The organism is Micrococcus sp. HMSC067E09 (genome assembly GCF_001812555.1).
Classification (GTDB): Bacteria; Actinomycetota; Actinomycetes; order Actinomycetales; family Micrococcaceae; genus Micrococcus; species Micrococcus lylae.
The window spans coordinates 200923-219555 of the sequence record NZ_KV809449.1 but is presented as its reverse complement, the minus strand read 5'-3'; the positions used below and the strand labels follow the sequence as shown (position 1 = coordinate 219555).

Sequence of the window (18633 nt, the reverse complement as noted above, 5' to 3'; positions counted from 1 at the left end):
GGCCTCCTCGGCGCGGCGCTTCTCTTCCTCGAGACGCTGACGTTCGGCCTCTTCGGCGCGGCGGCGCTCCTCCTGGCGGGCGCGCTCGGCCTCCTCGGCGCGGCGCTTCTCTTCCTCCTTGGCCTTCGCTGCGGAACCCGCGGCGGCCAGTGCGGACGCGCCGGCGGCCTCGCGGGCGGCCAAGCCGTCGGAGGAGGAGTTCATGCGCTCGGACAGGCGGTCCGAGAGCCGGTTGAGGAAGCCGGGGCGGCGGGAGTGCTGCTCCTGGTCCGCGCGGATGTGCTCGTCGAGCTCGGTGTAGTAGGCCTCGTCGTCGTCGTACTCATGGGCCTGCGCATCACGGGAGGAGCCGAAGATCTCCGAGCCGAGGGTGTCCGTCTGGAACGGCTCGACGTAGGTCTCCTGGGGGTAGGCCAGGCCGAGCAGCACGTCCGGGTCCGGGTTGCCGCCGGCGATCAGGTAGGTGTGGCCCTCGGAGAGGCCGAGGTCCAGGACCTGGACGTCGTCCTGACGCTCGCCCGTGGCGAGCTCGCGGGCGGACGAGGCCACCTGGGTCGCATTCTCCAGGGAGGCCACCAGCACGGTGACGCGGCGGTTGAGGACCTGGTCCAGGCCGGTGAACACGAGGTCCTGGTCGGCAGAGGTCACCACATGGTCGGTGATGCGGTAGCGACCACCGAGCACGGATCCGACTTCGATCGACTGGGACACGGGATTCCTCTCACATGACGGCTGCGCGGCGGCCACGGCACGGGATGGCCGTGCGCATTCCCCCATCCTAGAGGCAGTGAGGCGTAACACCAGGGAGGGCCGGCCCCCGGGTGCCCCGCCGCGGGCCGGTGCGGGGCCAGGCGGATCAGCGGACGCCGAGCACGCGCCCGAGCGCCGGGATGCGGGAGGCCAGCGGCCGGGCCGCCATCTGAAGCTCCTGCATCCTCAGCACACGCAGGCCGATGAGGTAGACGACGCCCATCACGAGGCCGGCTGCGGTGCAGGTGATGATCGCGTTGAGGATCGAACCCCAGGCGAATCCGCCGGAGTAGCCGCCGAGCAGCCAGACGGTCACACCTCCGACGACGCCGGCGACGCCCGCCGCCAGGCCTGTCTTGGCGTGGGCCTGCACCACGGCCGCGAAGTCGTAGTCGCCGAAGCGGCGCACCACGAGCACATGGGAGACGAGGAACGTGTAGATGTGCGAGAGCGTGCCCACCGCCGCGATCCAGTAGGCCAGCGACCAGTCCGGCAGGAAGAACGCGCCGGCGTACGCCAGCACGAGCATGCCGAGGGCGGAGGTCACCTGGATGACCATCGGGGTCTTCGCGTCCTCTGCGGCGTAGAACGCGCGCATCAGGTAGAAGCCGGCGGAGCGGAAAGGCAGGCCCACCGCGAGGATGAGCAGGACCTGGCCGATCGCGATGCCCGCCGGAAGGGCGGTCTCGGAGGCCGAGCCGAAGATGCGGCCGAGCGGGCCGGCCAGCACGATCATCGCCACGGTGGAGAACACCAGCGGCACGGAGAACGCGCGCAGGCCCTGGCTGGTGGTGCTCCGCACCGCCTGCATGTCCTGTGCGCCCACGGAGCGGGCCAAGCGGTTGAACAGCACGGTGGCCATGGAGACCACGAACACCGAGTGCGGCAGGATCGCGATCAGCATCGCCATGTTGTAGGCGTTCAGGCCGGGGATGGCGGCCTGGGCCATGGCCTCGGACCACCCCTCGGTGCCCGGGGCGCGGGAGTCCACGTCCGCGCGGGCGGCGGTGGCGCCGGTGATGATGCGGGCGCAGAGCAGGTTGACCGTGTTGCCGATCAGCATGGTCAGCAGGGTGAAGCCGGCCAGCGCGCCGGTCTGGCGCAGGCCCATGCCCTTCCAGCCGAACTTCGGACGCAGCCCCAGGCCGAGCCGCCGCAGCGGCAGGAACAGGATCACCGCCTGCGCCACGATGCCCAGGGTGTGGCCGCCGGCCAGGATGACCGTCTGCGTGGTGGTCCACTCCGCCAGCTGGTCCCCGCCGGCGTACCGGCCGAACATCACCAGGTAGAGCACGATCGCGGCGATCGCCACGACGTTGTTCAGCACGGGCGCCCACATGTAGGCGCCGAAGCGGCCGTTCGCGTTGAGCACCTGCCCGGCCACCGCGTACACGCCGTAGAAGAAGACCTGCGGGAGCGTCCACAGGGCGAAGACGGTGCCCAGCGTCAGCATGCCCGGGCTCCAGTTGCTCGTCAGGGCACCCATGATCGGGGCGGCGGCCATGGTGATGAGCACCGTGAAGCCGGCCATCACCAGCACCACCAGCGTCATCAGCCTCGAGGTGTAGTCGGCGCCGCGGTCCGCGTCCTTCGCATGCTTGATCAGCTGCGGCACCAGCACCACGTTGAACACGCCGCCGGCCAGCAGCATGTAGATCACGTTGGGGATGGTGTTCGCGGATTCGAAGACGTCCGCCACCAGGGCGGTGGAGCCGATGGCCACGGTGAGCAGGGCCGCGCGGACGAAGCCGAGCACGCGGGACAGCAGGGTGCCGGCCGCCATGATCGCGGACGAGCGCGCCACGTTCTTCTCGCCGGCCGGCACCGCGTCCGTGGGCGGATCGGCGGGCTCGGATTCCCTGACCGCAGCAGTCGGCGAGGTGGTCACGGAGGGGGCGGTGCCGTCGTCGTGCTCGGGGTGCCGGCCTGCGGCGGAGGAGGAGGTGCTCATGACTCGCTTCCGGAAGGGGGAGGTCAGGAGGCGGCGTCAGCCGTCTGCGGGGAAGTGCTGGTGGATGATCCTACGGGCGAGGTCCACGATCCGGCGCTCGTTGGCGAAGGACAGGCGACGCCCGACCTCCTCCAGACGCACCCAGGCGACGTCCACGGCCTCCTGGTCCGGGTCGTTCTCCGTGGTCAGCTCGCCGCCGGTGGCGCGCAGCAGGTAGTGGTGCACGGTCTTGTGGACGCGGTGGCGGGACACGGTGAACCAGTAGTCGATGGAGCCGAGCGGCTCGAGGATCTCGCCGGCGATGCCGGTCTCCTCCTCGACCTCGCGGGTCGCGGCCTCGCGGTGGTCCTCACGGCCCTCGGGGTGGCCCTTCGGCAGGCACCACTCGAGGCGGCCGCCGCGGTTGTAGCGGGCGATGATCGCGACCTCGAGGCCGTCCCGGTGCTCGCGGACCACGAGGCCTCCGGCGGAGACCTCCTCCACGGTGGGCAGGGCCGCGGCGGGCACGCGCGGTCGCGGGCCGGTGGGCGGCCCCGGCGTGGGCGTGGGCGGGGTCTGACGCCGCATCCGGCCCAGGACGGCGGAGGGCAGGGGTGCCCCTCGGCGCTCGGGTCGGTCAGGGCGGGTCATGCCCTCAACCTTAGCGTCAGGCGTCCACGTCGCACGCTGGTCCGTCCCGGCACCCCCGCGGCGCTCGGGCGCAGCCCGCGGGTGCGGCCGACGGCGCGGCCTCCGCCCCGGGCGCGCCGCTGCGACCGCTGCGCGTGCAGTGCCCCGTCCGCTCCCCGGGCACCGTCCCCGTCGCGGTTCTCTGGCACCCTTGTACTCATCATGAGCACCTCCTCGCCGCGCGTCCCCCTGCCCTCCGGCTTCCCTGAGGGCACCTCGCTGCCCGCCGTCGTGATCGAGCTGGGCGAGAGGTTCGCCGCGGCCGGCCGGGAGCTGTCCCTCGTGGGCGGACCGGTGCGCGACCTGTTCATCGGCCGGGACTCCGGCGACCTGGACTTCACCACGGACGCGGACCCGGACGCGATCGAGGCGATCGGCGCCGGATGGGCGGACGCCGTCTGGGACGTGGGACGCCGCTTCGGCACCATCGGCTTCCAGAAGGACGGCTGGCAGCTGGAGGTCACCACCTACCGTGCCGAGCAGTACGACCCGACCTCGCGGAAGCCGCAGGTGGCCTTCGGCGACAGTCTCGACGACGACCTGGTCCGCCGCGACTTCACCGTCAACGCCATGGCCCTGCGGCTGCCGGCGATGGAGCTGGTGGACCCGCACGGCGGCGTGCGGGACCTCGCCGCAGGCCTCCTGCGCACCCCCGGGACCCCGGAGGACTCCTTCTCGGACGACCCGCTGCGCATGATGCGCGCCGCCCGCTTCGCCGCCCAGCTCGGCCTGCAGGTCGCGGACGAGGTGGAGGCCGCCATGACGGACATGGCCGAACGCATCGACATCATCTCCGCCGAGCGCGTCCGCGAGGAGCTGGTGAAGCTGATCTGCGGCGCCGACCCGCGCCGCGGACTGGACCTGCTGGTCCGCACCGGCCTGGCCGACCGCATCCTCCCGGAGCTGCCGGCCCTGCAGCTGGAGACCGACGAGCACCACCGCCACAAGGACGTCTACGCCCACTCGCTCATCGTGCTGGAGCAGGCGATCGAGCAGGAGGAGCGCTACTCGCCGCAGTCCCCGGACGTGGTGCTGCGGCTGGCGGCCCTCCTCCACGACGTCGGCAAGCCCGCCACCCGTCGCTTCGAGAAGAACGGTGCGGTGAGCTTCCGCCACCACGAGGTGGTCGGCGCCAAGCTGGTCCGCAAGCGCCTGCGCGCCCTGAAGTTCGACAACGAGACCATCAAGGCCGTCACCCGCCTGGTGGAGCTGCACATGCGGTTCTACGGCTACGGGGACGCCGACTGGACCGACTCCGCGGTGCGCCGCTACGTCCACGACGCCGGACCGGTCCTGGACCGCCTGCACGCCCTCACCCGCTCGGACGTCACCACCCGGAACAAGCGGAAGGCCAACCGGCTCGCCCACGCCTACGACGACCTCGAGCGCCGCATCGCCGAGATCTCCGAGGCCGAGGAGCTCGCCGCCGTCCGCCCGGACCTGGACGGCGAGCAGATCATGGCACTGCTGGGCATCCGCCCCGGACCCGTGGTGGGCCGCGCCTACCGGCACCTGCTGGAGTGGCGCCTGGACGAGGGCCCGCACGAGCAGGACGTGGCCGAGGCCGAACTGCGCCGCTGGTGGGCCGAGCAGCCGGAGTCGCGGGAGGACACCGGGGCCTGACGGCCGTCCGTCGCCCGCTGTCGATCACTGTCCGCTGAACGACTGCACTGCAGGTTCGGTAGTCGGACGGCGACCATGGCCTCCGACTGACTACCGAACCTGCTCCGACGTGCCGTTGCTACAGGAACGCCGCGCTCACGTGGCTGGAGGAGCGTCCAGCACGGAACGGAACCTGCCCCGGTTGCTCATGGCCACAGCCAGGACAAGGGCAAGGACTGCGACGATGTAAAGAACGCCGATGACAGGTCCTTGCGCCTCCCAGGTGTGGGGGACCTGCAGGAGTGCCAGGCCCCCCAGGGGAAGGTAGAACCAGTCTGTGAGTTGCCGGACGGGCTTCTTGTCGCGCGCGGAGGGGACACGGGTCACGAGAAACAGGCCTCCTTTACCTCGTTGATGCCGATGATCTCAGCGAACAAGCCGCCGGATGCGGCCATGGCGGCGTTCCACTTCGCCTGTGCACCGTGGGCAGAATGATAGGCCCGCCAGATGATCTCGATGCCGCGGCGCACGCTGCCGAAGCGCTTGACGAGCTTGTATGCGACTGCAGCACCAGCGCCCCAAGGCGTGAATGTTGCTCCGACTGTGGCGATGCATACAGTCCACTCCCATGCGGTTGCGGGGTCTGCAACGACGGGGAAGGTCGTGTCAGATGAGGGGGTCACCGTCTGGATGAGTCGATTCCCCGTGACGGTGAAGTGGGTGTCAACCGGCATTCCCGCTGCATCGACAGCCCACGGCTCTTCCACGGTGCCGAACTCCTCGTCGTTCGCGTCTCGAATGGAGACGGAACCGTCTGGTTGCAGGCTCAACGATGCGCCCGCGGGAAGATCGAAGGCGAACTCGTATTCCGTGGGCGACGATGCATCGTTCATGACGATGAGTGTCTGCTCTCCGGAGGTCGTGTCGTACGTCACGAGGTCGCTGGAACCCAGGGTGGTCGCCGCCAACACATTGGTGGTCTCGTCCACGAGCTGCTCCGGCGCTAGATCCAGGGCGTCTCGAGGCGTATCGGTCGTCTGTCCCGGCAGATCCATGGAACTGGTTCCTTGAGGAGTGTGACTCGTCACGGTATTCGACGGAGCGATGGTGGACGCTCCGCTCCCACCTGTCGATGAGGACGCTGATACCGGAGCGGCATGTGCGGTGGTGGCGGACGCGCAGGTGAGTGATGTGGCTGCGACCACAGCCACCAGTCCATGCCTGAAGCTCTTGAACTTCGACATCCGGGTGCCTTTCTGTCGGTTGGATGTGAGTGCCAAGAGAGGGATGAATGCACCGAGGTGAGATTAGATCAGGGGGGGAGAGAGTCCAATCGACGGGGTGGCTGGGATCTCTTCGGACTGTCCCGCGGTGGAAGAATGGGGCGCATGAACGATGCGCAGATCGCTGCCGCCCACACGCCCGCCCCGATCGCCGAGATCGCAGCCCGTGCCGGGATCGACGAGGACCTGCTGATCCCGTACGGCCGCCACATGGCGAAGGTGGACGTGCACGCGATCGACGCGCCGCGCACCGGCCGGGTGGTGCTGGTCACCGGCATCAGCCCCACCCCCGCCGGCGAGGGCAAGACCACCGTCACCGTGGGCCTGGTGGACGGGCTGAACCTGGTGGCCGAGGAGGAGGACGCCCCCGCCTCGATCGCCGGCCGCACCGCCATGGCCGCACTGCGCGAGCCCTCCCTGGGCCCCGTGTTCGGGATCAAGGGCGGCGCCACCGGCGGCGGCTGGTCCCAGGTGGTCCCGATGGAGGCCGTCAACCTGCACTTCACCGGGGACTTCCACGCCCTCACCAGCGCCCACAACCTGCTCTGCGCCCTCGTGGACAACCACATCCAGCAGGGCAACGAGCTGGGCATCGACCCGCGCACCATCACCCTCAAGCGTGCCCTGGACATGAACGACCGCACCCTGCGGGACGTGGTGACCGGCCTCGGTGGCCGCACCCAGGGCGTGCCCCGCGAGGGCGGCTTCGAGATCACGGTGGCCACCGAGACCATGGCCGTCTTCTGCCTCGCCCGGGACCTGGCGGACCTCAAGCGCCGCCTCGGTCAGATCACCGTGGGCTCCACCTACGCCGGCGAACCGGTGACCGCCTCCCAGATCGGCCCGCACGGCGCCCAGGGCGCCATGGCCGTGCTGCTCAAGGACGCGATCGCACCGAACCTCGTGCAGACCCTCGGCGGCACCCCGGTGCTGATCCACGGCGGTCCCTTCGCGAACATCGCCCACGGCGCGAACTCGGTGATCGCCACCCGCACCGCCCAGCGGCTGGCGGACGTGGTGGTGACCGAGGCCGGCTTCGGTGCGGACCTCGGCGGCCAGAAGTTCATGGACATCACCTCCGTGGCAGGGCAGTTCCCGCCGGCGGCGATCGTGGTGGTCGCCACCGTCCGCGCGCTGAAGCTGCAGTCCGGCATGGCGCTCGCCGACGTCAAGGCCGGCGTGGCGAAGGTCGCCGAGCGCGACGGCCGCGACGAGCAGGAGGTCCAGGACGCCCACGTGGCCGCCCTGCGCTCCGGCGTGGCCAACCTCGCCCGCCACGTGGAGAACATGCAGGCCTACGGGGCCCCCGTGGTGGTGGCCGTGAACCGGTTCGCCGAGGACACGGACGCCGAGCTGGAGTGGCTCGAGGGCTGGTGCCGCGAGCAGGACCTCGCCTGCGCCGTGGCGGACGTCTGGGGCTCCGGCGGTGAGGGCTCCCGCGGCCTCGCCCGCGCCGTGGCACGGGCGCTTCCCGCCCCGGGCGACGACGCCCCGGTGCTCACCGGCCTCTGGACGGAGGGCATGACCGTGGAGGAGCGCATCCAGGCCGTGGTGAAGCGGAACTACCGCGGCGCGAAGGCCGAGTTCACCGCTGCCGCGAGGCGCCAACTGGCCGAGATCTCCCGCCGTGGCCTGGACGGCCTGCCGGTCTGCATGGCCAAGACCCAGTACTCCTTCTCGGACGACCCCACGGCCCTGAACGCCCCGGAGGGCTTCACCGTCACCGTCCGCGAGGTGAGCGCCAAGACGGGGGCGGGGTTCGTCGTCGCCCTCACCGGCGCGGTCATGACCATGCCCGGACTGCCGAAGTCCCCGGCCGCCGACCGCATGGACGTGGACGATGCGGGCAACATCACGGGCCTGTTCTGAGCGATTCCAAGGGAACACACAGAACCGCAGGTTTCTGCGGATCTCGGGGGTTCATCTCGCGTACGCACGCGGGAGCGAGACCGATTCGCAACCATTGCGGACTGTGTCGTGAGTGGCGAAATCACGTCGGACGGTTCAGGCTAGATGACTGTGTCGAGTCCTCCTTCAGCTTCCCCGGCGAGGACGCGCGGCGCCCAGTCCACCTCCGGTGGCGGAGCGGGCCACCATACCCCCCGCCCCGGCACCCGTGTGAGCAAGGGCCCCGGTCGCGTCCCGGCCCTTGACGGCCTGCGCGGCATCGCCGTGCTCGCCGTCCTGGTCTTCCATGCCTGGCCCGCCCTGCTTCCGGGCGGGTTCGTCGGCGTGGACATGTTCTTCGTGCTGTCGGGATTCCTCATCTCGGTCGGCCTCATCCGCCAGATCGACTCCGGCCACGGCGTGAAGCTCGGCTCCTTCTGGATGCGGCGCATCCGGCGCCTGGTCCCCGCCCTGATCCTGGCCCTCGTCGGCTCCACGGCCCTGGCCTGGCTCGCCGTCTCCGAGTTCCCGGCCGGCCTGCGCCGCGAATGGCTCGGCGCCCTCACGTACACCAGCAACTGGCTGATGATCCTGGACGGCAACGACTACTTCAACGCCGCCACCCCGCCGCTGTTCGAGCACCTCTGGTCCCTGGCCATCGAGGAGCAGTTCTACGTGGTGTGGCCGCTGCTGATCCTCGGCCTCCTGCTGCTCTGCTGGCCGCGCAAGGGCACCGCCCGCTCGGCCCGCGGGGCGGATGCCGTCCGCATGGGCATCGTGCTGTCCCTGGCGATCGCCTCCGCCGTGGGCATGGCGGTCGGCCAGCTCTCCGGTGCCCCGCAGACCCGCATGTACTTCGGCACGGACACGCACGCCTTCGGGCTGCTGTTCGGCGCCACCGTGGCTCTTGCGCAGACCCACGTGGCCCGTCCGGAGCAGGGCGGCCGTGAGCCCTCCACCGGACCGGTCCGCACGGCGCTGGCCTGGGCCGGCCTGGCGGTCCTGACCGTCGCCTTCTTCCTGGTGGACGGCACCGCGGCATACACCTACCTGGGCGTGCTCGCGGCCCTGTCCGCGCTCGTGGCACTGTTGGTCCTGCACGTGGTCCAGGGCAACCGCCGCGACTCGTTCTCCAAGGCCATGTCCGGGGACTTCCTCGGGTGGTGGGGCCGCCGCTCCTACGGCGCCTACCTGTGGCACTGGCCGCTGCTGGTGATCATGCGCATCATCGTCCCGGTCGACGCGCCGGAGTGGATCGAGCCGCTCGCCGCGGGCCTGGTCATCATCCTCACCGCCCTCATCGCCGAGGCCACTGCCCGCATCGTGGAGGAGCCGATCCTCCACCACGGCTTCCGCGCCACCTTCCGCTCCTGGGGCGAGGGCATCAAGGCCGCCTGGACCGGCTCCGGCGTGCGCGCCGGCGGCCGCGGCCGTGCCGGTCGTCGTGCGGCCGGCGCCGGCAAGGCCCTGGTGGGCGTCGGCGCCGTGGCCCTGCTCGCCGTCCCCGTGGCGGCCGGCGCCGCCCTGGTCCACTCCCCGAGCCAGACGAAGCTGCAGCAGGAGATCGCCGACGCCGAGGATGCGCTCCGCGAGGCCGAGGCCGCGCAGGAGTCCCTGAAGGCCGAGGCGTCCAGGGCCGCCCAGGAGCGCGAGAAGGAGGGCGACGGGGGCAACGGGTCCGAGCCGTCCGGCGGTGAGGCCGACCCCTCCGAGGGCGGGTCCGCGCCGCCCTCCGGCGATGAGCTGGGCCTTGGCGACCCAAACGTGCTGCGCCCCGAGTTCACCGAGGAGGAGCTAGCCGAGAAGCTGCCGCCGTCCGTCCACGGTGAGGACATCAACCTCTTGGGCGACTCCGTCTCCCTGTCCTCCGCCCCCGAACTGCTCAAGCAGATGCCGGGCATCCGCATCGAGGCCGAGGTCGGCCACCAGCTCTGGGACGCCGCGGACCAGCTCGAGGAGATGGCCGCCAAGGACGAGCTGCGCCCCATCACGGTGGTGGCACTGGGCACCAACGGCGCTACCAAGGACAGCGACTGGGATCGCATCCTGGACACCCTGGGCGAGGACCGCCTGCTGGTCCTCGTGATCCCGCACGGCCCGCCGGAGTGGGTCCCGGGCGTCCAGAAGCAGATGAACGCGCTGGCCGAGGAGCACCGCGACCAGATCGTGGTGGCCGACTGGGACGCCGCCTCCAAGTACGTGCGCGAGTTCGCCCCGGACAAGGTGCACCCGCGTCAGAACGGCCAGCAGGTGTTCGCCCAGCTGATCCGCCGCACCATCGATGAGCGCCTGGGCGTGGACACCGCCAAGTGATCCACCCGCCGGGGTCCCTGGTTGTGGGGACAGCCTGGTGTTGCCGGGGTACAACCTGGCGTTGCGGGGGTGCAACCTGGCGTTTCGGGGGTGCAACTTGGGGGGTACAACACGGTCCCGTTCTGCGATCTCAACGCCGTGTCTTATCCCCACTCTGAGGCAGGCGGCGGCACACCCAGGGCACAGCACACCCAGGCACGCCGACGCCCGGCACACCGACGCGAACGGCCCCTCGCCTGCGGAAGGCGAGGGGCCGTCGTCGACACGCCCGGCTGAGGTCCGGGGCCGCGGGGATCGTGGGGCCGGTCAGCGCTCGATGTCGCCGCGGATGAAGGCCTCCACGAGCTCGTGGGCCTCCTCGTCGTGGTGCTGCACCGGCGGGGACTTCATGAAGTAGGAGGACGCCGAGAGGATCGGGCCGCCGATGCCGCGGTCCAGGGCGATCTTCGCGGCGCGCACGGCGTCGATGATCACACCGGCCGAGTTCGGGGAGTCCCAGACCTCGAGCTTGTACTCCAGGGACACCGGGGCGTCGCCGAAGTTGCGGCCCTCGAGGCGGACGAAGGCCCACTTGCGGTCGTCGAGCCAGCCGACATAGTCCGACGGGCCGATGTGCACGTCCTTCTCACCCAGCTGGGCGGAGGTGTTGGAGGTGACCGCCTGGGTCTTGGAGATCTTCTTGGACTCCAGGCGCTCGCGCTCGAGCATGTTCTTGAAGTCCATGTTGCCGCCCACGTTGAGCTGGTAGGTGCGGTCCAGGGTGACGCCGCGGTCCTCGAACAGCTTGGCCATCACACGGTGGGTGATGGTCGCGCCGATCTGGGACTTGATGTCATCGCCCACGATCGGCACGCCGGCGGCGGTGAACTTGTCCGCCCACTCCTGGGTGCCTGCGATGAACACCGGCAGGGCGTTCACGAAGGCGACCTTCGCGTCGATGGCGGCCTGGGCGTAGAACTTGTCCGCCTCCTCGGATCCCACCGGCAGGTAGGAGACCAGCACGTCCACCTTCGCGTCCTTGAGGGCCTGGACGACGTCCACCGGCTCCTCCGCGGACTCCTCGATGGTCTCCTTGTAGTACTTGCCGAGGCCGTCCAGGGTGGGGCCGCGCTGCACCTTCACGCCGGTGTTCGGGACGTCGGTGAGCTTGATGGTGTTGTTCTCCGAGGCCAGGATCGCCTCCGAGATGTCCAGGCCGACCTTCGCTGCATCCACGTCGAACGCCGCAACGAACTCCAGGTCGGAGACGTGGTAGTCGCCGAACTGGACGTGCATCAGGCCCGGGACGGTGTCCTCGGCCTTGGCGTCCTTGTAGTACTCGACTCCCTGGATCAGGGACGTCGCGCAGTTGCCGAGGCCGGCGATGGCGACGCGGATGGGGTTCTCTGCCACTTGTTCTCCTCGAAGTCTCCCCGGGCGCACGTGCAGGTGGGCACGCCACATGGGCGCGCCCGGTCCCGGGGTTTTGAGCTTGCGTTGCAGTCTACGCCTGACGCGCGTGGAGCCGGGCCCGGTGACCCGCGCGGTTCCTAGGATGGTGGGCATGACCTCTGACCCCTCGAAGGCTCCGCGGCCCGCCCCTGCCCGCCGACCTGCGCCGCGCCGCGCCGCCGGACCGGTGGTGCCGGAGCGTGCGGGGACGGGCGGCTCCTTCGCCACAGGCGGACAGGATGACGCGGCCGCCGTGAGCGGCGTCACCGGTGTGCAGGCGCCCGCAGGCACCGCGGGCACGGGGCGCGCCGCAGGCACCGCAGATACGGGGCGCGCCACAGGCACGACGACGGCACGCACCTCGGGTGCGTCCCTCGCCGCAGCCGGGGGCCGGGAGGCGGAGGGCCGCTTTTCCCTGCCCGGCGGTCTGGCCGCCAACGGGTGGGGCCGGAAGACCGGTTCGTGGGCGTCGCCGGTGGCGATCGCCGCGCTGCTGGTCGGCCTGGCCGCCGCGGCGACGGTGCTGCAGAAGGCCCCGTGCCTGGTGCGCGGCTGGGGCGCCCCGAACGTCTACCTGGCGGGCTGCTACTCGGACTGGGCAGCGCTCTACGGCGGGCGCGGGTTCGCCGACAACGCGTGGGCGCCCTTCGCCGCCGGATCGACCTTCGAGTACCCGGTGCTGATGAGCCTCGTGGCCTCCGTGGCCGCGCAGATCACCCAGTGGGTGCCGGACGGCGGCAACGAGACCCTCGCGTTCTGGCTGGTCAACGCCGTCTTCGTGGTGGGCCTGTGGGCCGTCGTCGCGGTGCTGACCGTGCGCATGGCCGGGCGCCGCTGGACCGACGGGCTCATGGTGGCCGTGGCACCCGGCATGATCCTGGCCGGCACCATCAACTGGGACATGTGGGCCGTGGCACTGATGGCCTGGGGCATGTACGTGTGGGCCCGGTCCAAGCCGGGCTGGGCGGGCGTGCTGTTCGGCCTCGGCGCGGCCATGAAGATCTACCCGCTGCTGATCCTGGGGCCCCTGCTGATCCTGGCGGTGAGGTCCCGGCGCTTCGGCCCGTTCCTCAAGGCCCTGGCCGGCACTGTCGGGGCGTGGCTGGCGGTGAACCTGCCGCTGATGGTGCTGAACGTCGAGGCCTGGAAGCTGTTCTTCACCTTCTCCTCCGAACGCGGACCGGGCCTGTCCAGCGTGTGGCACGCCTGGGACGTGATGGCCCCGAAGGTCGGCGGCCGCTACCTCCCGGACGAGTCGCTGTCCCTGGTGGTCTACGGGGTGTTCGCCGTCTGGTGCGCCGCGGTGTTCCTGCTCGGCGTGCTGGCGAAGCACCCGCCCCGGCTGGCGCAGCTGACGTTCCTGGTGGTGGCCGGATTCGTGCTGACCAACAAGGTGTACTCGCCGCAGTTCGTGATCTGGCTGATCCCGCTGATGGCGCTGGCCCTGCCGCGCTGGAAGGACTTCTGGGTCTGGCAGACGGTGGAGGTCCTCCACTTCTTCGCCGTGTGGATGTACCTGGCCAAGGGGGCCTCCGGCTCCGAGCCGCAGCATTCCATGGACGACTCCGTGTACGTGCTGGCGATCGTGGCCCACGTGGTGGCCGTCCTCTGGCTCTGCGGCCGCGTGGTGGTGGAGATGTACGTCCCGCGCAAGGACCTGGTGCGGCAGGCGGCTGCCGACCCGCTGGCCGGTGCCTACGCGGACTCCCCGCGGCGCTGAACCAGCGTGCGCTGAGCCACCAGGCGCCGAGCTAGCATGCGCCGAGCCACCATGTCCTGCGTCAGCAACCCCCGCACAGCCGGGTCAGGCGAAGTCCCAGCGGTGCACCGGGCAGTCCGGGTCCGGCTCGAGGCCGGGGGACGCCAGGCCGCCGTCGCCGTCGCCGTCGGCGCCGGGGCAGTCGCAGCGGGCGCCGGAGGCGAGGGTCGCGGCCTTCATCTGCTCGCGCCAGATGGCGTTGGGGTCGTCGTTCGCATCGGCGCGGACGGGGACGGCGCGCTCCGGGGCGTCGGCGTCCGCGTGGGGGTGCCCGACCGCGTCCCGGTCCCGGGTGAAGCCCATGCGCACGATCCACCAGCCGGCCAGCGTCCAGCCGATCATCAGCACCACACCGATCGCCACCACGATCCAGATCTGCGCGTCCATCCCGGGCCTGTTCCTCGCTCTCGCACCCTCATACCGGCCGCGTCGCCGACGCCTCCACCGTAGCCGCGCCGCCCCTGCGCCCCCGCACACGGCCGCGGTACGGTCGGACCATGACCGACACCTCCGCCGCAGCCACTGCCGCCCCGGGCCAGATGCCCGCGCACATCCAGGACCTGGCCGACTTCGTGACCGCCTCACCCTCCAGCTACCACGCCGCGGAGGAGGTGGCACGTCGCCTCGAGGCCGTCGGGTTCACCCGCCTGGATGAGCACCGGGACTTCCCGTCGGCCCCGGGCGGGTACGTCGTCGTCCGCGACGGCGCCGCCATGGCCTGGATCATCCCGACCACCGTCGGCACCGCCGCCTCCGGCGAGTCCGCAGGCGGCGGCGAGGGGGCCGACGTCGTGCCGGTGTTCCGTGTCCTGGGCACCCACACCGACTCCCCGGGCTTCAAGCTCAAGCCGAACCACGCCACCGTCACCGCGGACGGTTGGGCGCAGGCCGGCGTGGAGATCTACGGCGGACCGCTGCTGAACTCCTGGCTGGACCGCGAGCTGCGCTTCGCCGGCCGCCTCGCGCTCGCCGACGGCCGTCAGGTGCTCGCCGCCACCGGTCCGCTCGGCCGCATCCCGCAGCTGGCCATCCACCTGGACCGCCAGGTCAACGAGGGCCTGCAGCTGCAGCGCCAGAAGCACATGCACCCGGTGGTCGGGGCGGCCCAGCCGGGGAATGGGTCCCTGGACGGCCCGGTGCAGGCCCGCCTCTGCGCGGACGTGCTGTCCGTGCTGTCCGAGGCCGCCGGCGTGGAGCCGGAGGCGATCATGGGCCATGACGTGATGGTCGCCGACGCCCAGGCCCCCGGCCTGTTCGGCGCGAACGGCGAGTTCCTGGCCTCCGGCCGGCTGGACAACCTGGCCTCCACCCACGCCGGGCTGGTGGCGCTCGAGCGCCTGGCCGGCGCGGGCGAGGGCGTGGAGTTCGCCGGACGCGTGGCCGACGGCATCGCGGGTGAGGCCGCCGGTGCCCCCGTCATCCCCATGCTCGCCGCCTTCGACCACGAGGAGCTCGGCTCGGCCTCCCGCTCCGGTGCCGCCGGCCCGATCCTCGAGGAGATGGTCGGGCGCATCCAGACCGCCCTCGGCGTCGAGGGACAGGCGCGCGCCCGCTCGATCCACGGCTCCTGGCTGCTCTCCGCGGACACCGGCCACCTGGTCCACCCGAACTACGCCGAGCGCCACGACCCGGCCAACCACCCGCGCCCGAACGGCGGCATGCTGCTGAAGATCAACGCGAACCAGCGCTACGCCACGGACGCCGCCGGCGAGGCCGCGTTCGCCCGCTGGTCCGGTGTGGCGGGGGTGCCGTTCCAGGAGTTCGTCTCCAACAACGACTCCCCGTGCGGCTCCACCATCGGTCCCATCTCCGCCACCCGCCTGGGCATCCGCACCGTGGACGTGGGCATCGGCCTGCTGTCCATGCACTCGGCCCGCGAGATGTGCGGCGTGGAGGACATCGCGCACATGGGCAAGACCGTCGACGCCTTCTACGCGGGTGTCTGACGGGCTGGCTCCTCCTGCTCCTGCGTCGAGAGGGGCCTTTCAGTCCCGGCGCAGCTCCATCCGGGGCAGGTCCTTCTTCGGGTCCGGCCGCCCGGCCAGCACCTTCACGGTGTTGAGGTTCCGGGCGGTCCCGGAGCGGCCCAGGATGCGCTCGATCCGCGGCAGGGTGAGCGTCGAGGAGCGGGTGTCCACGGCGTAGCGGATCCACACGCCGCGGCCGGTGGCCAGGCAGCGGTCCTGCCCGACGTCCTCGGCCATGAGCCGGGCGGCGTCGTCGGGGTCTGGGGCGGAGTCGAGCAGCACCAGATGGGCCTGGCGCGGCAGGAACCGGCCGTCCGCGACCTGTCCGGCCGTCGGTGCCAGCTCGCTCGCCTCCCAGGCGTCCAGCAGGGAGGCGATCTCCGCGGCGGTCGCCTCGTGCACGGGGGTCTCCACGTCCAGGCGGGCCAGGATCAGGCGGGAGAGCATCGCGGCCACCTCGGCGGCGGGACGGCGCTCGCCGATCCGGCACAGCACGTTCCCGGAGTTCAGGTGCACGGTCGCGTCCTCGGCGCCGGCCTCGGCGGCGAGCTCGGCCAGCTCGGCCTTGGGCACGCGGTTCCGTCCGCCCACGTTGACTCCGCGCAGCAGCAGCACGTGGGTGTGGCGGTGGTCGGTGCGGTCCATGGGGCCTCCTTCGCGTGGCGTGCACGGGTCGGCTCCGCCGGTGCTTCCCGACGACGGCCAGTCTCCTGCTGTCTGCATTCTCGCCTCTGCGGCTGTGATCAGTCTCGCCCTCCGGCGTGCGTTCCCGCGATGGTAGGGTGGGGCAGGTTGTCTGCGTGCCGCCGAAGAGTGCGGGCCGACGCGCGGACGACGAGCACAGAACCTCCTGCCACGGAGAGACCGTGGCCGCAAGCCCAGAGGAGGTGGGTTCGCATGCGTGCTTATGAGCTGATGGTGCTGATCGACCCTGAGGTCGACGAGCGCACCGTGGAGCCGACCCTCAAGAAGTACCTTGAGGTCATCACCAAGGACGGCGGCACCGTCGACAACGTCGACGTGTGGGGTCGCCGCAAGACGGCCTACGAGATCCAGAAGAAGTCCGAGGCCATCTACGTGGTCATCAACTTCACCTCGGAGCCGGCCACCGCCCAGGAGATCGACCGACTGCTGTCGCTCAACGAGACCATCCTGCGCACCAAGATCATCCGCCCGGAGGAGCAGCGGGTCGCCGCCGAGTGATCCACCGCGTCCGGGTGACCTGAGAGCATCGGACACACACCCCGGTCCCCGGGACCGGAATCGACGCTGATCCATCTGCGAACACAGGAGTGACCATGGCCGGAGACACCATCATCACCGTGGTCGGCAACCTGACTGCCGACCCTGAGCTGCGCTTCACCCCGAACGGTGCCGCCGTCGCCAACTTCACCGTTGCCTCGACGCCGCGCACGTTCGACCGCCAGACGAACGAGTGGAAGGACGGGGAGACCCTGTTCCTGCGCTGCTCGATCTGGCGTGAGGCCGCGGAGAATGTGGCGGAGTCCCTGACCAAGGGCATGCGCGTCGTCGCGCAGGGCCGCCTGAAGGCCCGCTCCTACCAGGACCGTGAGGGCAACAACCGCACTTCCTGGGAGATGGACGTGGACGAGGTCGGCCCGTCGCTGCGCTACGCCACCGCCAAGGTGACCCGTTCGCAGCGCGGTGGCGGCGGAGGCGGCGGCTTCGGCGGCCAGCAGGGCGGCGGCGACTTCGGTGGCGGCCAGTCTGCAGGCGGCTTCGGCGGCAACTCCGGCGGCTTCGGCGGCGGCCCTTCGCAGGGCGGCGGCTGGGGTGGCCAGCAGGGCGGTGGCAACGCCGCCCCGCAGGACCCGTGGTCCGGCGCCGGCGGCGGTGGAGGCTGGGACACCCCGTCCTCCAACGAGCCCCCGTTCTGATCCGTGGCGCCCGGTGTGGGCGCAGCCTCTCAGGGCATCTGACCGTCCGGGCTTCCGAGCCCGGAGGCCGGCACTGAACCGCCGGCCCCATTCTCCGCCTCGCGGCGCCGCTGCGAGGCACCCCTGCCGCCGGTCCGTGACACGGCCGGAGGCGTTCCATCCCGCAGAACCGTTCTGCGGGCTCCACCAGACACAAGGAGCACCACGATGGCAAAGGCTGACATCCGTAAGCCCAAACCGAAGTCCAACCCGCTGAAGGCCGCCGGCGTCACTGTCGTCGACTACAAGGACGTCGCCCTCCTGCGCAAGTTCATCTCCGACCGCGGCAAGATCCGCGCTCGCCGCGTGACCGGCGTGACCGTCCAGGAGCAGCGCAAGATCGCCCAGGCCATCAAGAACGCCCGTGAGGTCGCCCTGCTTCCTTACGCCGGCGCCGGCCGCGGCTGATCGAGCGAGTCGAGAGAGGAAGTACACCAGATGGCAAAGCTCATCCTGACCCACGAGGTGACTGGTCTCGGCGCTGCCGGTGACGTGGTCGAGGTCAAGAACGGTTACGCCCGCAACTACCTGCTCCCGCGCGGTTTCGCCACCGTGTGGACCAAGGGCGGGGAGAAGCAGGTCGAGCAGATCAAGGCCGCCCGCGCCGCCCGCGCCGTGGCGAACCTTGAGGAGGCCCAGGCCCTGGCCGCCAAGCTGCAGGAGACGACCGTGCAGCTCGAGCGCACCGCCGGTGCCGAGGGTCGCCTGTTCGGCGCCGTGAAGCAGGCCGACATCGCCGAGGCCATCGAGGCCGCCGGCATCGGCTCCGTGGACAAGCGCTCCATCACCATCCCGCAGGCCATCAAGGCCGTGGGCCACCACCAGGCCCAGGTCCGCCTGCACGAGGACGTCGTCGCCGACGTCGAGGTGCAGGTCCTGGCCGCCAAGACGAAGAAGAAGTGAGACCCACTCCTGATTCGTCACCGGTGATGTGACCGCCGTCGGGGACCCCGGCATGCACCGCAGGGTGCGTGCCGGGGTCCTCTGCTGTCTCCGGGGGCGGTGCTGTTCCCGGGGACCTGCGTAGTCGCCGTGGGCCGGCGCGGCCCCGTCAGGCTCGCCAACTGGTGAGGACTCACCCTCT

Annotated in this window: 15 protein-coding genes and 1 pseudogene; 9 read left to right on the top strand and 7 right to left on the bottom strand. The window is 71.0% G+C overall.

The window, feature by feature from the left end; genetic code table 11:
- From HMPREF2863_RS09215 to HMPREF2863_RS09205, 3 genes and pseudogenes are all read right to left on the bottom strand, one after another.
- A pseudogene (locus tag HMPREF2863_RS09215) lies at positions 1-711 on the bottom strand (hypothetical protein); the annotation flags it as partial.
- Positions 712-856: 145 nt separating this feature from the next.
- Positions 857-2701: a murein biosynthesis integral membrane protein MurJ gene (gene murJ, locus HMPREF2863_RS09210; protein ID WP_083315346.1), complete on the bottom strand. Its 1845-nt coding sequence runs from the start codon at positions 2699-2701 to the stop codon at positions 857-859.
- Positions 2702-2737: 36 nt separating this feature from the next.
- The gene (locus tag HMPREF2863_RS09205) at positions 2738-3331 is read right to left on the bottom strand and encodes an NUDIX hydrolase (RefSeq protein WP_082740022.1); all 594 of its coding nucleotides are present in this window, start codon (positions 3329-3331) and stop codon (positions 2738-2740) included.
- 201 nt (positions 3332-3532) lie between these two features.
- On the opposite strand from HMPREF2863_RS09205, the gene HMPREF2863_RS09200 reads away from it, so the two are divergent.
- Positions 3533-4993, top strand: coding sequence for a CCA tRNA nucleotidyltransferase (locus HMPREF2863_RS09200; protein WP_070639603.1), 1461 nt, complete (start codon positions 3533-3535; stop codon positions 4991-4993).
- Positions 4994-5355: 362 nt separating this feature from the next.
- Here HMPREF2863_RS09200 and HMPREF2863_RS09190 read toward each other — a convergent pair whose 3' ends face one another.
- Positions 5356-6027, bottom strand: a complete 672-nt coding sequence (locus HMPREF2863_RS09190) for a hypothetical protein (RefSeq protein WP_070639599.1) — start codon at positions 6025-6027, stop codon at positions 5356-5358.
- A gap of 333 nt (positions 6028-6360) precedes the next feature.
- Here HMPREF2863_RS09190 and HMPREF2863_RS09185 point away from each other — a divergent pair, with 333 nt between their 5' ends.
- Positions 6361-8124: a formate--tetrahydrofolate ligase gene (locus HMPREF2863_RS09185; RefSeq protein ID WP_141756405.1), complete on the top strand. Its 1764-nt coding sequence runs from the start codon at positions 6361-6363 to the stop codon at positions 8122-8124.
- Between the two features lie 249 nt (positions 8125-8373).
- On the top strand, positions 8374-10455 hold the full coding sequence (locus HMPREF2863_RS12205) for an acyltransferase family protein (RefSeq protein WP_246828871.1): 2082 nt from the start codon (positions 8374-8376) through the stop codon (positions 10453-10455).
- A gap of 306 nt (positions 10456-10761) precedes the next feature.
- Here the strand turns inward: HMPREF2863_RS12205 and HMPREF2863_RS09175 are convergent, their stop codons facing one another.
- Positions 10762-11847: an inositol-3-phosphate synthase gene (locus tag HMPREF2863_RS09175; RefSeq protein WP_067191310.1), complete on the bottom strand. Its 1086-nt coding sequence runs from the start codon at positions 11845-11847 to the stop codon at positions 10762-10764.
- Positions 11848-11998: 151 nt separating this feature from the next.
- On the opposite strand from HMPREF2863_RS09175, the gene HMPREF2863_RS09170 reads away from it, so the two are divergent.
- Positions 11999-13606, top strand: coding sequence for a glycosyltransferase family 87 protein (locus tag HMPREF2863_RS09170; RefSeq protein ID WP_083315353.1), 1608 nt, complete (start codon positions 11999-12001; stop codon positions 13604-13606).
- A gap of 84 nt (positions 13607-13690) precedes the next feature.
- Here HMPREF2863_RS09170 and HMPREF2863_RS09165 read toward each other — a convergent pair whose 3' ends face one another.
- Complete coding sequence (locus tag HMPREF2863_RS09165) at positions 13691-14032, bottom strand: hypothetical protein (protein WP_070639595.1); 342 nt, start codon at positions 14030-14032, stop codon at positions 13691-13693.
- Positions 14033-14142: 110 nt separating this feature from the next.
- On the opposite strand from HMPREF2863_RS09165, the gene HMPREF2863_RS09160 reads away from it, so the two are divergent.
- The gene (locus HMPREF2863_RS09160) at positions 14143-15591 is read left to right on the top strand and encodes a M18 family aminopeptidase (protein ID WP_070639594.1); all 1449 of its coding nucleotides are present in this window, start codon (positions 14143-14145) and stop codon (positions 15589-15591) included.
- A 39-nt stretch (positions 15592-15630) separates the two neighbouring features.
- Here HMPREF2863_RS09160 and HMPREF2863_RS09155 read toward each other — a convergent pair whose 3' ends face one another.
- On the bottom strand, positions 15631-16257 hold the full coding sequence (locus HMPREF2863_RS09155) for a DUF1697 domain-containing protein (RefSeq protein WP_070639592.1): 627 nt from the start codon (positions 16255-16257) through the stop codon (positions 15631-15633).
- Between the two features lie 252 nt (positions 16258-16509).
- On the opposite strand from HMPREF2863_RS09155, the gene rpsF reads away from it, so the two are divergent.
- From rpsF to rplI, 4 genes are all read left to right on the top strand, one after another.
- Positions 16510-16815: a 30S ribosomal protein S6 gene (gene rpsF, locus HMPREF2863_RS09150; protein ID WP_070639590.1), complete on the top strand. Its 306-nt coding sequence runs from the start codon at positions 16510-16512 to the stop codon at positions 16813-16815.
- 95 nt (positions 16816-16910) lie between these two features.
- On the top strand, positions 16911-17510 hold the full coding sequence (locus tag HMPREF2863_RS09145) for a single-stranded DNA-binding protein (RefSeq protein WP_067191665.1): 600 nt from the start codon (positions 16911-16913) through the stop codon (positions 17508-17510).
- Positions 17511-17717: 207 nt separating this feature from the next.
- Entirely contained in the window at positions 17718-17957 is a 240-nt protein-coding gene (gene rpsR / locus HMPREF2863_RS09140; RefSeq protein ID WP_067191663.1) for a 30S ribosomal protein S18, read from the top strand.
- Positions 17958-17987: 30 nt separating this feature from the next.
- Positions 17988-18452, top strand: a complete 465-nt coding sequence (gene rplI / locus HMPREF2863_RS09135; protein WP_070639589.1) for a 50S ribosomal protein L9 — start codon at positions 17988-17990, stop codon at positions 18450-18452.
- Positions 18453-18633 lie beyond the last annotated feature (181 nt).